11 protein-coding genes are annotated in these 12,710 nt (G+C 70.5%); 2 read left to right on the top strand and 9 right to left on the bottom strand.

Annotated elements, in window-relative coordinates:
* Nucleotides 1–40 precede the first annotated feature (40 nt).
* The 6 genes from ACTMTU_RS22400 to ACTMTU_RS22425 form a co-directional block, all read right to left on the bottom strand.
* Complete coding sequence (locus tag ACTMTU_RS22400; RefSeq protein WP_441265286.1) at nucleotides 41–868, bottom strand: shikimate dehydrogenase; 828 nt, start codon at nucleotides 866–868, stop codon at nucleotides 41–43.
* The gene (gene mltG, locus ACTMTU_RS22405; protein ID WP_441265287.1) at nucleotides 868–2,676 is read right to left on the bottom strand and encodes an endolytic transglycosylase MltG; all 1,809 of its coding nucleotides are present in this window, start codon (nucleotides 2,674–2,676) and stop codon (nucleotides 868–870) included. The genes ACTMTU_RS22400 and mltG overlap by 1 nt, the downstream gene beginning before the upstream one ends.
* Before the next feature lie 102 nt (nucleotides 2,677–2,778).
* The gene (gene ruvX, locus ACTMTU_RS22410; protein WP_441265288.1) at nucleotides 2,779–3,243 is read right to left on the bottom strand and encodes a Holliday junction resolvase RuvX; all 465 of its coding nucleotides are present in this window, start codon (nucleotides 3,241–3,243) and stop codon (nucleotides 2,779–2,781) included.
* Between the two features lie 17 nt (nucleotides 3,244–3,260).
* Nucleotides 3,261–5,930, bottom strand: a complete 2,670-nt coding sequence (gene alaS / locus ACTMTU_RS22415) for an alanine--tRNA ligase (protein WP_441265289.1) — start codon at nucleotides 5,928–5,930, stop codon at nucleotides 3,261–3,263.
* Complete coding sequence (locus tag ACTMTU_RS22420; RefSeq protein WP_441265290.1) at nucleotides 5,930–6,343, bottom strand: hypothetical protein; 414 nt, start codon at nucleotides 6,341–6,343, stop codon at nucleotides 5,930–5,932. Before ACTMTU_RS22420 ends, alaS begins: the two co-directional genes overlap by 1 nt.
* A 6-nt stretch (nucleotides 6,344–6,349) precedes the next feature.
* A complete protein-coding gene (locus ACTMTU_RS22425) occupies nucleotides 6,350–6,781 on the bottom strand; it encodes a DUF948 domain-containing protein (RefSeq protein WP_441265291.1) in 432 nt (143 codons plus the stop codon).
* 159 nt (nucleotides 6,782–6,940) lie between these two features.
* Between ACTMTU_RS22425 and ACTMTU_RS22430 the strand changes: the two genes are divergently transcribed.
* Entirely contained in the window at nucleotides 6,941–9,085 is a 2,145-nt protein-coding gene (locus tag ACTMTU_RS22430; RefSeq protein WP_441265292.1) for an ATP-binding protein, read from the top strand.
* A gap of 52 nt (nucleotides 9,086–9,137) precedes the next feature.
* On the opposite strand, the gene rpsD is transcribed toward ACTMTU_RS22430, so the two are convergent.
* Nucleotides 9,138–9,752: a 30S ribosomal protein S4 gene (gene rpsD, locus ACTMTU_RS22435; protein ID WP_005319815.1), complete on the bottom strand. Its 615-nt coding sequence runs from the start codon at nucleotides 9,750–9,752 to the stop codon at nucleotides 9,138–9,140.
* 188 nt (nucleotides 9,753–9,940) lie between these two features.
* Here rpsD and ACTMTU_RS22440 point away from each other — a divergent pair, with 188 nt between their 5' ends.
* Nucleotides 9,941–10,636, top strand: a complete 696-nt coding sequence (locus tag ACTMTU_RS22440; RefSeq protein ID WP_441265293.1) for a DUF2470 domain-containing protein — start codon at nucleotides 9,941–9,943, stop codon at nucleotides 10,634–10,636.
* Between the two features lie 6 nt (nucleotides 10,637–10,642).
* Here the strand turns inward: ACTMTU_RS22440 and ACTMTU_RS22445 are convergent, their stop codons facing one another.
* Entirely contained in the window at nucleotides 10,643–12,001 is a 1,359-nt protein-coding gene (locus ACTMTU_RS22445) for a replication-associated recombination protein A (protein WP_441265294.1), read from the bottom strand.
* A gap of 42 nt (nucleotides 12,002–12,043) precedes the next feature.
* Nucleotides 12,044–12,688 carry a vitamin K epoxide reductase family protein gene (locus tag ACTMTU_RS22450; protein ID WP_441265295.1) on the bottom strand — a complete coding sequence of 215 codons (645 nt, stop codon included), beginning with the start codon at nucleotides 12,686–12,688 and terminating at the stop codon, nucleotides 12,044–12,046.
* Between the last annotated feature and the right edge of the window lie 22 nt (nucleotides 12,689–12,710).

The raw sequence follows: 12,710 nt of genomic DNA on the forward strand, positions 1-12,710 counted from the left end.
CCCTGTGCTGTTGACGTGCCCCTGATCGAACGCGCCGATCCTAGCGGGCTCGGAGCGCGTCTTCACCAGCGGTACGCATCGCCCGTAGCGGCGCGGGTGAACGGCCCGTCATCTGCTCGACCTGGAACACCGCCTGGTGCACCAGGAGGTCGAGTCCACCCACCACCCCGCCGCCGTTGCCCGACCAGGCAGCCGCCAGGGCCGTCGGCCACGGGTCGTACAGCACGTCGAAGAGGGTGCCGGGCGCGCTCGGGACCTCGGCGGCGAGGGCGTCGGTCGTGCCGGCAGGCGTGGTGGCGATCACGAGGGGCGCGTGCAGTGCCTCGGCCGCCGCCGACCAGTCGGCGGTGCGGACGTCCACGCCCAGTCGCTCGCCCCAGCCGCGCATCTCGGCGGCCCGCGTCTCGCTGCGCACGTACGCCGTCACCGGGCCGGTGCAGACACGCGCCAGGGCGGCGACCGCGGAGGAGGCGGTGGCCCCGGCGCCGAGGATCGCGGCGGAGTCCACAGTCTCGACGCCTCGCTCGCGCAGCGCCGCGATCATGCCGGGGATGTCGGTGTTGTCGCCGACCCGGCGGCCGTCGTCGGTGAACACCACGGTGTTGACGGCCTCGACGGAAGCAGCGGTGTCACTGATCCCGTCGAGCAGCGGGATGATCGCCCGCTTGAGCGGCATCGTCAGCGACAGGCCGGCCCATGACGCGTCGAGCTCCGCGACGAAGTCCGGCAGGGCGGCCTCGTCGACCTCGAACCGGTCGTAGGACCAGTCGTCGAGGCCGAGTTCGGCGTACGCGGCGCGGTGCAGCACCGGGGACAGCGAGTGCGCGATGGGCGAGCCGAGGACGGCCGCCCGGCGGGGCGGCGCCATCAGTTGCCCCGCGAGTCGTTGAACTTGTCCACCAGCTTCTGGTGCTCGGCGAGCGTCTTCGCGAACTCGGTCTTGTTCATGCCGTCCGTGGCCACGAAGTACAGCCAGCCGTCGTCCGTCGGGTTGAGGGCCGCCGTCAGGGCCTCGTTGCCCGGGTTGCTGATGGGCCCCGGGGTCAGACCCCTCTGGGTGTACGTGTTGTACGGGTCCTGGTTGCTGTTGATCTCGTCCTCAGAGATGTCGATCTTGCTCTGACCCTTGAGGTAGTTGAAGGCGGAGTCGAACTGGAGCAGTTGGTTCGTCTCGGTGTTCTCGGGCTTGAGACGGTTGTAGATGACCTCGGACATCTTGCGGAAGTCGTCGTGCGTCTTGCCCTCGACCTGGACCAGGCTGGCCAGCGTGAGCAGCTCCCACGGGTTCTCGAGGCCGAGGCCCTTCGCCTTGGACTCGAGGCCGGCCTTCTCGTACTCCTGGTTGGCACGGGCGACCATCTTCTTGAGGATCGCCTCCGGCTTGTCGCCCTTCGAGACCGGGTAGGCGGCAGGGAAGAGGAAGCCCTCGAGCGGGTCCTTGACGTCCTTGTGGTTCTTCGCCCAGTCGGGCAGCCCGAGACTGTCGGCCTTGGCCTCCGCGACCGACTCCGTCGTTCCCGGCTTGAGGTTGAGTTTCTTGTCTATCGACGTGTAGACGGCGGCGTTGCGGGTGCCCTCGGGGATAGTCAGGTTGTTGCGGCTGGCGGGGTTGAGCATCGACTCGACCGCGCTCTTGGCCGACTGCTCCTTCTTCAGGACGTAGACGCCGTCCTGGATGGTGCCGCCCTTGGGATTCTTGGCCTGAGCGGAGACGAACGCATCGACGCTCTTGACCACGCCGAGTTCCTTGAGGATGTTCCCGATCTCGCTGCCCGTGGCGCCCTGGGGGATCGTCACCTCGACGGTCGCGGCGATACCGGTGCCCTCGAAGTCCTCCGGCTCACCGAACTGGCCCTGAAGGAACTGGTAGCCGAAGTAGCCGACGGTCCCGAGGCCGCCCACGAGGACCGCGGCGACCACCAGGCATGCCAGGCCGTTGCGGCTGCCCTTCTTCTTGGTCCCCTTGCCACGGCGGTCGCGCCCGCCGCCTTCGCCGCCCCGCGCCTCTTCGTCGTGGCCGTCGTCCTCGTCGCGGCTGTCGTCGCCGGTGAAGAAGGGGTGGGTCTCCTCCTGTGCGGCTTCGGCGTCCCAGTCGGTGGCCGGCTCGGGCTCCGCGCGGCGCCGGCCGGGCGGCTGCGGCGGCGGGTAGGCGTCGGGCGTGCCGTAGTAGTCGGCTTCCTGGCGGGTGGCGTACCCGGCGGGCTCGCCGCCGTAGGTGGCCGACGGGTCGGAGCCGTACGGCGCCGCGGAGTGCTGACCGGTGTCCCAGCCGCCGCCGTCGTGGTGCTGCTGTGGCTGCTGGTACGGGTCCTGGTACTGCTGCTGACCGCCCTGCTGGTACGGGTCGTGGTACTGGCCCTGGCCGGTGTCGTACTGGCCCTGGGCGTACTGGCCCTGCCCCGTGTGGTACTGGCCCTGGCCGGTGTCGTACTGGCCCTGCCCCGTGTCGTACTGGCCCTGGGCGTACTGGCCCTGCCCGGTGTCGTACTGGCCCTGGGTGTACTGGCCCTGCCCCGTGTCGTACTGGCCCTGCTGCGCCTGCGGGTACTGCTGCTGATCGCCGGCGTGCGGAGCATGACCGGCCGCGGGCTGCTGTCCTCCCCACCCCTGATCCCCGTACAAAGGGTCCTCAGGGTGCCACGGTTCGGAGCCGGGGCCCCGGCCATACTCAGTCATCGATCCCCTAGGGCCGCGAGACGGCGCGGAACGTTCCGCCTCTTTTCTGTGCGGCGGCTGTTCGAACACCGCCGCATCGCGCGGAACGTTACCGTATCGCGATCAGACAATCGGTTCGACGCCCTCTCCCGGGGCATTGCCTGACGCCCGTTCGGACTCCAGAGCGTTCTGAAGGATCACCACAGCGGCAGCCTGATCGATGACGGACCTGCCCTTTTTGGACTTCACGCCCGAAGCACGCAGTCCCTGAGTGGCCGTCACTGTGGTCATCCTCTCGTCGACCAACCGGACGGGCACCGGATTGACGCCCTGTGCGAGTGTCTGCGCGAAGCTCCGGATCTTCTTGGCCGCCGGCCCCTCCCGTCCGCTGAGCGAGCGGGGCAGGCCGACCACGACCTCGATCGGCTCGTACTCCTCCACCAGCTGGCGCAGCCGCCGGTGGGCGGCCGGGACGTCACGTCCCGGCACGGTCTCCACCGGCGTGGCGAGGAGCCCGTCGGGGTCGCACGAGGCGACCCCGATCCGGGCGTCCCCGACGTCGATCGCGAGGCGACGTCCGCGGCGCATCTGTGGCCTGTCCTCGGTCACGCGGTCTCGGCGACGAGGCGCTCGACGGCGGCCACGGCGTCACCGATGGCGTCCGGGTTCTGGCCGCCGCCCTGGGCGACGTCCGGCTTGCCGCCTCCGCCGCCGCCCAGCGTCTTGGCGGCGGCGCGGACCAGGTCGCCGGCCTTGAGGCCGCGCTCGCGGGCGGCTTCGTTGGTGGCGATGACCGTGAGCGGACGGCCGCCTGCTGTCGTGAAGACGGCCACGACGGCCGGACGGTCGCCCGGGATGCGGCCGCGCACGTCGAGGACCAGCTTGCGCAGGTCGTCGGCGGACGTGCCGTCCGGGACGGTGCCCGTGACGAGGGCGACGCCGCGGACGTCCTTGGCGCCCTCGGCGAGCCCGGCGGCGGCGCCGAGCACCTTCTCCGCGCGGAACTTCTCGATCTCCTTCTCGGCGTCCTTCAGCTTGCCGAGCATGGCGGCGATCTTCTCCGGCAGCTCCTCGGAGCGGCCCTTGACCAGCTCCTGGAGCTGGGCGACGACCGTGTGCTCCTTGGCGAGGAAGTTGTACGCGTCGACGCCGACGAGGGCCTCGACCCGGCGCACGCCGGAGCCGATGGAGGACTCGCCGAGCAGCTTCACCAGACCCAGCTGGGCGGTGTTGTGGACGTGCGTGCCGCCGCACAGCTCCTTGGAGAAGTCGCCGATGGTCACGACGCGGACCCGCTCGCCGTACTTCTCGCCGAACTCGGCGATGGCGCCCTGCTTCTTGGCCTCGTCGATGCTCATGACCTCGGCGTGCACGTCGAGTTCACGGGCGAGGACTTCGTTGATCTTCTGCTCGACGTCGGTGAGGACCGTGCCGGGGACGGCGTTCGGCGAGCCGAAGTCGAAGCGGAAGCGGCCCGGGGAGTTCTCCGAGCCGGCCTGGGCTGCCGTCGGTCCGAGGGCGTCGCGCAGGGCCTGGTGGGTCAGGTGGGTGGCGCTGTGGGCGCGGGCGATGGCCCGGCGGCGGCGTACGTCGATGACGGCGTAGGCGGAGGCGCCGACGGTGACCTCACCGACCTGGACGACACCCTTGTGGACGCTGACGCCCGGGACCGGCTGCTGCACGTCGCGGACCTGGATGACGGCACCCGAGTGCAGCTTGATCCGGCCCTGGTCGGCGAGCTGGCCGCCGCCCTCGGCGTAGAACGGCGTGCGGTCCAGGACGACCTCGACCTCGTCGCCCTCGGAGGCCGCCGGGGAGGAGACGCCGTCGACGAGCAGGCCGACGACGGTGGACTCGCCCTCGGTGGAGGTGTAGCCGGTGAACTCGGTGTTGCCCGAGGTGTCGGCGATCTCGCGGTAGGCGGTGAGGTTGGCGTGACCGGTCTTCTTGGCCTTGGCGTCGGCCTTGGCCCGGTCCCGCTGCTCCTTCATCAGGCGGCGGAAGCCGTCCTCGTCCACGGACAGGCCCTGCTCGGCGGCCATCTCGAGGGTGAGGTCGATCGGGAAGCCCCAGGTGTCGTGGAGCAGGAAGGCCTTGTCGCCGGGCAGGACCGTGCCGCCCTTGGCCTTGGTCTCCGTGACGGCGGTGTCGAGGATGTTGGTGCCGCCCTTGAGGGCCTTGAGGAACGCGGCCTCCTCGGCGAGGGCGACGGTCTCGATCCGCTTGCGGTCGGTGATCAGCTCCGGGTACTGCTGCCCCATCGTGTCGACCACGACGTCGACGAGTTCCTTGACGACCGGGCCGGTGGCGCCCATCAGGCGCATGTTGCGGATGGCGCGGCGCATGATGCGGCGCAGCACGTAGCCGCGACCCTCGTTGCCGGGGGTGACGCCGTCGCCGATGAGCATCGTGGAGGTGCGGATGTGGTCGGCGACCACCCGCAGAGAGACGTCGGTGTCGTGCTTGTCGCCGTAGCGGACGCCGGTGAGCTCGGTGGCCTTGTCCATCACGACGCGCAGGGTGTCGGTCTCGTACATGTTCTGCACGCCCTGCAGGATCATCGCGAGGCGCTCGAGGCCGAGACCGGTGTCGATGTTCTTGCTCGGCAGGTCGCCGAGGATCGGGAAGTCCTCCTTGCCCTCGCCGGCGCCGCGCTCGTACTGCATGAAGACCAGGTTCCAGATCTCCACGTAGCGCTCGTCGTTGACGGCGGGGCCGCCCTCCTCGCCGAACTCCGGACCGCGGTCGTAGTTGATCTCGGAGCAGGGTCCGCAGGGGCCGGGGACGCCCATCGACCAGAAGTTGGGGCCCATGCCGAGGCGCTGGATGCGCTCGGCGGGTACGCCGATCACGTCGCGCCAGATCTGCTCGGCCTCGTCGTCGTCCTGGTAGACCGTGATCCAGAGCTTCTCCGGCTCGAGGCCGTAACCACCCTTGTCCTGGGGGCTGGTGAGCAGCTCCCAGGCGAACTTGATGGCGCCTTCCTTGAAGTAGTCGCCGAAGGAGAAGTTGCCGCACATCTGGAAGAACGTGCCGTGCCGGGTGGTCTTGCCGACCTCTTCGATGTCCGGCGTGCGCACGCACTTCTGCACGCTGGTCACGCGCGGGGCGGGCGGCTTGACCTCACCGAGGAAGTACGGCTTGAAGGGGACCATGCCCGCGGGGACGAGGAGCAGAGTCGGGTCGTCCGCGATGAGCGACGCCGAAGGCACGACGGTGTGCCCGCGCTCCTCGAAGAAGCTCAGCCAGCGGCGGCGGATTTCAGCCGACTCCATCAGTGGTCCTCATTCCGGTTGTACGAATGCTCGCCGTGCGGCTCTTCGCCGCGCGGCTGCTCGGTGTTCGAATGCTTGCGGTGCGACTTCCCGCCCGGCTTCCCGCCGTGCAGGTACGTGATCTGCGCGGGCTTTCCCCGCCCGACCGCCGCCGGCCCCCGCTGGGCCGGCAGCTCGCCGTCGACGGGCGCGTGCAGCCCCAGTACCTCGGCGAGTTCGCCCTCGCGCTGCACCATCCCGGCGCGGACGTCGAGCGCGAAGTCCTTGAGCTTGTGGCCCGCGTCGACGGCCTTGTTCGCGGCCTGGGCGGCGAGGCTCTCGGGGGTGAGCTGCTTGAGCTTGCGGTTGACCTTGGTGGTGGCCCATACGCCGGCTGCTGCGCCGGCGGTGAACCAGAACGTGCGGCGGAACATGATGCTTCAGCCCTTCCGGTTCCAGCGCCGGGCGGCCGGCACGGTGCGGCCGACGATCACCGAACGGCGCGACGGCGCGGCGGGCTTGTCGTCGCCCTTGCGGCTCATGGCACGGCGGACGCCGTAGCCGAAGGCGGCCACCTTCACCAGCGGGCCGCCGAACGTGGAGGCGACCGTCGTGGAGAGCGCGGAGGCGTTGGAGGTGACCTCCTGGACGTCGGTCGCGATGGCGTCCACCCGGTCGAGCTGGGTCTGCGCGGAGCGCACGGTCGCCGAGGCGTCGGCCAGCAGGGGCACCGCCTGTTCGGTCACGTCCGCCACGAGTTTGGTGGTCGCCCTGAGCGTCTGGGCCAGCCTCACGAGCACCACGGCGAGGAAGGAGACCAAGATCGCCCAGAAGACGGCCACCAGAATCCCGGCAACCTCTCCACCGGTCACTGCGCACCGCTCTCTGCATCGTCTTCGGGTGTACGGGAAATCGCCCTCCGAGCCTATCGCGCCCTCGACGGCGGCCCGTACCGCATTACCGGCGCGCTCCGGCCCGGTTCTCCGGGCCGATTGTACGCAGTGCTTACGCATGAGTACTCTGCGTGTCCTATGCGACGTCGCCACAGCAGTCTTCCCGCGGAACTGAACCGTTTCGTGGGTCGCAACGACGAGTTGTCCGCGCTCATCGGCGCCCTCGACAGCTCCCGTCTGATCACCGTCGTCGGACCGGGCGGCGTCGGCAAGTCCCGCCTGGCGGTGCACGCCGCGGCGGCCGTGCAGAATCGGTACGCCGACGGAGTGCGGCTGTGCGAGCTGTCCCTGTTACGAGACCCCGATCTGCTGGCCCACGCCCTCGCGGAGAGCCTCGGCGTCACCGATCACACCTCCAGGCCGCCCCGCGAGGTCGTGACCGACGAACTCGCGGGCAGCAGCCTGCTGCTCGTCGTGGACGGCTTCGAGCAGATCGTCGACGAGTGCGCCGAGCTCGTACGGGACGTGCTGCGCCGCGCTCCCGGGGTGCAGGTCCTCGCGGTGGGCCGCAGACCGCTGCGGCTCGACGGGGAGCAGATCTTCGAGCTGGCCTCGATGTCCGAGGAGGACGCCGCGGCGCTCTTCGAGGCCCGGGCCGCCGCCGTGCTGCCGAACCACCGCGCCACCGACGCCGAGCGGCCCGCGGTCCTCGAGGTGTGCCGCCGCCTCGAACACATCCCGCTGGCGCTCGAACTCGCCGCCGGACGCCTGCCGGCGCTCTCCCTGGACCAGCTGCTGCACCGGCTCGACGACCGCTTCGGACTGCTCACCGGCGGCTGCCGGGGAGCCCTGCCGCGCCATCGCACCCTGCGTACCGCCGTCGGCTGGAGCCATGAGCTGTGCTCACCGGAGGAACGGCTGCTGTGGGCCCGTCTGTCGGTCTTCGCGGGACAGTTCGACCTGGACGCGGTCGAGTACATCTGCACCGGCCCGGACCTGCCCGCCGACGGCGTCCTCGACGTGCTCGGCGAGCTGGTCGCCCAGTCCGTGGTCTGCCGCGAGGAGACGCCGGCCGGCCTGCGTTACCGCCTGCTGGACACGGTCCGGGAGTACGGGGCGGAGTGGCTTCGCGCGATCGGCGACGCGGAGCGGCTGCGCAGACGGCACCGCGACTGGTACATGGGGCTCGCCACATGGTGCGAACTGGAGTGGTTCAGCCCGCGTCAGGCGGAGGTGGCGGCCTGCGCCGACAGCGCGCTCCCCAATCTGCGGGCGGCGCTCGAACTGTGCCTGGAACAGCCGGAGGACGCCCATCTGGGCCGGCATCTGGCAGGGACCCTTTGGTTCTACTGGGTCGGCTGCGGCCGGCTCGCCGAGGGCCGGCACTGGCTCGACCGGTGCCTCGCCCATGAATCGGGGCACGAGGAGACACGGCTCAAAGCGCTGTGGGTGCTCGGCTACGTGGCGATCCTGCAGGGCGACCCGGCGGCCGCGGCGGCCGCGCTGCACGAGTGCGCCGAGCGGGCGGACCGGGCGCGGGACCGGCTCGCCGCCGCCTATGCGAGGCACCGCAAGGGCTGCCTGGCCCTGCTCGCCGACGAGATGCCGCGCGCCGAGGGTCTGCTGCGCTCGGCGCTGGCCTCGTACGAGGAACTGGGCGAGCTCAACAGCAACGTCCTGATGGGCCGGGTCGAACTGGCGATGACGCTGGTCTTCCAGGACCGGCTGGACGCGGCGGTCACGCTGTGCGAGGCCGTCAAGGAGGTCTGCGAGGACCACGGCGAGCAGTGGGCCCGCGCGTACGCGCTCTATGTGCTCGCCTACGCGGCCTGGGAGTCGAACACGTACGACAGGGCACGGGAGTTGCTCAACGAGTGCGTCGCCATCGACCACCGGTTCAACGACCTCGTCGGTCTGGTTCTGGCCCTCGAGCTGCTGGCTCTGGTGACGGCCAGCGAGGGGGATCCGGCGGAGGCCGCGGTCCTGCAGGGCGCGGCGGCCACGCTCTGGGGCTCGGTGGGCCCGTCCCTGTTCGGCTCCGGCTATTTCGGTGCGCCGCGCGCCCTGTCCGAGGAGCGGGCGAGACGGCTGCTGGGTGACGAGCGGTTCGAGGAGTGCGTACGCGACGGCCGGGGGCTCTCCCTCGACGCGGCGGTGCAGCGTGCGCTCGCGGCGCCCGGCGGCCCGCGGCCGGGGCTGGTCGGTACGCAGCGGGTACGGCCCCGGGAAACGCGGGAGCCCGCCAACTCCCCCACCGGGAACGGTGGGGAAGCGGCGGGCTGAAGCGCTGTGAGCGGCCGCCTCCCCCGGCTGACGCCGGGAGGGACCGCCAGGATCAGCGGGCGTAGTACTCGACGACGAGCTGCTCGTCGCAGATGACCGGAACTTCCTTGCGCTGCGGGTCGCGGTCCAGGCGGAACGCCAGGGCCTTGAGGTTGACCTGCAGGTAGCGCGGGGTCTCACCGTCGGCGGCGAAGCCACCCTCGCGGGCGACCTGGAAGAGGGTCTTCTCGCGGGAGCGCTCGCGGACCATCACGACGTCGTCGGGACGGACGCGGAAGGACGGCTTGTCGACCTTGCCGCCGTTGACCTCGATGTGGCCGTGGACGACCATCTGACGGGCCTGGTAGATGGTGCGGGCGATGCCCGAACGCAGGACCAGGGCGTCGAGGCGGCGCTCGAGCTCGACGACCAGCGCCTCGCCGGTCTTGCCCTCGGCCTTGCGCGCGCGGTCGTAGGCGCGGGCCATCTGCTTCTCGCTGATGTCGTACTGCGCACGCAGGCGCTGCTTCTCGAGCAGACGGACCTTGTAGTCCGAGTTCTGCTTGCGGCCACGGCCGTGCTCGCCCGGCGGGTAGGGGCGGGCTTCGAAGTACTTGACGGCCTTCGGCGTCAGCGCAATACCGAGCGCACGCGACTTCTTGACCTTGGGACGCGACTGGTTAGGCACGTTCTCCAGACCTCCGTTGTAGGTTAGGTTAGGCTCACCTTACTCAAGGAGATCGCATGTCTCGCCCTGGGAACACCAAGCGCATCACGGACAGCACAAACAACGCCGATGCCTCTTCGGGCATCGAGGTGACGGAGGTCCGATCAGCTCATGGTCAGCCGCGTCCCAGCGGGCTTGAAATCACTCGGATGCCGTCAGCAGCCGAGCGCACACGAACTCTCGTACAGAGTACATGCTCAGCGGTGCTGCTCGTCCCGGGGCTGGAGGGCGCCCGGCCGGAGCAGCTGAGCCCCCACGCCAGGGCGGTCGGCACCGACGGCGAGGTCTTCCTGCTGTTCGCCGCCGACTCGCCCGCCGTGCGGGCCGCGACCCACGCACAGGACGACGAGCTGTCGGCGGTACTGGAGCTCACCGACGTCGCGCCCGTCGCCGTGCGCGACCGTATCCGGGGCCGCGCCTGGGTCTCCGGCTGGCTGACCAGCGTCCCGGGCCTGGCGGCCGAGCCCGGGTACATGATGCTGCGTCTCGAGGTCGGCGAGGCGAGCGTCGACGATCTGTGGGGTACCGCCCGCGTGGAACCCGAGGAGTTCGCGAACGCGGCCGTCGACCCCCTCGTCTCCCACGAGACCGAACTGCTCCAGCACCTGCACTCCGCGCACAGCGACCAGGTGCAGGCCCTGGGCTCACTGCTCGGCGAGCGGGAAGGAACGGCCGCCGAGGAAGGACGGCGAGCGGTACCGCTGGCGCTGGACCGGTTCGGGCTGCGGGTGCGGTTCACCGGCGAGCGCTGCTTCGACGCCCGCTTCGACTTCCCCGCACCCGTCGCGGACGTGACCGAGCTGCGCCGCGCGATGCACACACTGTTCGACGCGGCGTCCCTCTGACGCCGCTCAGTCCTCCTCGCCGCGCAGGCGCGCACGCACCTTCTCCACCACGTCCGCGTACCGCGCCTCCGCGCCGTACCGCGTCGGTTCGTAGTAACGCTTGCCGTGGACGGCGTCCGGTGCGTACTGCTGGGCCGCGATACCGCCGGGGACGTCGTGCGGATAGACATAGCCCTGGGCGTGGCCCAGTTTCGCGGCCCCCTTGTAGTGGCCGTCACGCAGATGACGCGGGACCGGGCCGGCCAGGCCGTTGCGCACGTCCTGCTGGGCCGCGGAGATCGCCGTCGTCGCCGCGTTCGACTTGGGGGCGAGCGCGAGGGCGATCGTGGCATGGCTGAGGGTCAGCGCCGCCTCGGGGAAACCGATCATGGCGACGGCCTGGGCCGCCGCCACCGCCGTCGGCAGCGCGGTCGGATCCGCCAGACCGATGTCCTCGCTGGCCGAGATCATCAGCCGCCGGGCGATGAACCGCGGGTCCTCCCCCGCCTCGATCATCCGCGCCAGATAGTGCAGTGCCGCGTCCACGTCGGAACCACGGATCGACTTGATGAGCGCGCTGGCGACGTCGTAGTGCTGGTCGCCGTCGCGGTCGTACTTCACCGCCGCCCGGTCGACCGTCTCCTCCACGGTCACCAGGCTGATCCCGTCCTCCCCCTTGTCGAGGGCCGCACCGGCCGCGGCCTCCAGGGCCGTCAGCGCCCGGCGGGCATCGCCGCCCGCGATGCGCAGCAGATGCGCCTCCGCCTCCTCGGGGAGCGACACGGCACCGCCGAGCCCCCGCTCCTCGGTGAGCGCCCGGCGCAACAGGCCACGGACGTCGTCGTCGGTCAGCGGCTCCAGGGTGAGCAGCAGCGAACGGGAGAGCAGCGGGGAGATCACCGAGAAGTACGGATTCTCGGTGGTGGCGGCGATCAGCGTGACCCAGCGGTTCTCGACCGCGGGCAGCAGCGAGTCCTGCTGGGCCTTGGAGAAGCGGTGGATCTCGTCGAGGAAGAGGACGGTCTCCTTGCCGAAGCCGCCCGCGGCGCGCTTGGCGCCCTCGATGACGGCCCGGACCTCCTTGACGCCCGCGGTGATCGCGGAGAGCTCGACGAAGCGCTTGTTCGTCGCCTTGGAGACCACATAGGCCAGCGTGGTCTTGCCCGTGCCGGGCGGGCCCCAGAGGATCACGGACGAGACGCCGGCCGGCCCTCCCCCGCCGCCTTCGCCGACCAGGCGGCGCAGCGGTGAACCGGGCTTGAGCAGATGCCGCTGGCCGACGACCTCGTCGAGGATGCGCGGGCGCATCCGGACCGCCAGTGGACTGCTGGTCGGGTCCTTCTCCTGGCGTTCTTCGGCTGCGGCGGTAAAGAGGTCGGGCTCCACGCTGTGAAGCCTATGTCAGCCCACTGACAGCGCCGGATCCGGTCAGGAGGTCCAGAAGCCCCACCAGCGGGTCAGGATCAGCATGCCGATCACGCCGGTGTGCAGGACGGGCAGCACCCAGGTGAACTCGTCGAGGAAGCCGCGCAGCCAGGACGGCGCGGGCAGCAGCCCGTGGCGGACGTTGTGCGAGGTCACGTACCAGAACATGAAGATCGTGGCGACCCAGGCCAGGCCGCACCACAGGCACAGCGCGTTGATCTCGTACAGCGACTGCTGCATCAGCCAGGTGCAGAAGCCGACGCCGAAGAGGGTGCCCGCGTTGAAGGTCAGCCAGTACCAGCGGCGGAACCGGGCGCCGGCGAGCAGGCTCATGCCGACGCAGACCACGATGCCGTAAGTCACCAGTCCGAGCATCGGGTTGGGGAAGCCGAAGGCCGCGGCCTGGTCGCTCTCCATGACGCTGCCGCAGGAGACCACCGGGTTGAGGCTGCACCCCGGTGTGAAGGTGGTGCCGGCGATCTTCGCCTCGAGGATCTTGAACTTGTCGATCGTGATGACCCACGCGGCCAGCACACCGGCGGCGCCGGTGACGACGAGCAGCCAGGCGAAGGCCCTGCCTGCGCCGACCCTGCGCCCACCGGGTGCCTCCTCGTCGGGGGACACGTCTTTGGCCGCTGCACTCGTCATTTCGCCGTTCCATCGCTCCGGG

It is taken from the genome of Streptomyces sp. OZ13, assembly GCF_052068155.1.
Lineage (GTDB): Bacteria > Actinomycetota > Actinomycetes > Streptomycetales > Streptomycetaceae > Streptomyces.

What these genes read in the sequence shown, in the direction of transcription:
- ACTMTU_RS22400 (WP_441265286.1), bottom strand. Translation starts at nt 868, where the DNA reads ATGGCGCCGCCCCGCCGGGCGGCCGTCCTCGGCTCGCCCATCGCGCAC.
- mltG (WP_441265287.1), bottom strand. Translation starts at nt 2,676, where the DNA reads ATGACTGAGTATGGCCGGGGCCCCGGCTCCGAACCGTGGCACCCTGAG.
- ruvX (WP_441265288.1), bottom strand. Translation starts at nt 3,243, where the DNA reads ATGCGCCGCGGACGTCGCCTCGCGATCGACGTCGGGGACGCCCGGATC.
- alaS (WP_441265289.1), bottom strand. Translation starts at nt 5,930, where the DNA reads ATGGAGTCGGCTGAAATCCGCCGCCGCTGGCTGAGCTTCTTCGAGGAG.
- ACTMTU_RS22420 (WP_441265290.1), bottom strand. Translation starts at nt 6,343, where the DNA reads ATGTTCCGCCGCACGTTCTGGTTCACCGCCGGCGCAGCAGCCGGCGTA.
- ACTMTU_RS22430 (WP_441265292.1), top strand. Translation starts at nt 6,941, where the DNA reads ATGCGACGTCGCCACAGCAGTCTTCCCGCGGAACTGAACCGTTTCGTG.
- ACTMTU_RS22440 (WP_441265293.1), top strand. Translation starts at nt 9,941, where the DNA reads ATGCCGTCAGCAGCCGAGCGCACACGAACTCTCGTACAGAGTACATGC.
- ACTMTU_RS22450 (WP_441265295.1), bottom strand. Translation starts at nt 12,688, where the DNA reads ATGACGAGTGCAGCGGCCAAAGACGTGTCCCCCGACGAGGAGGCACCC.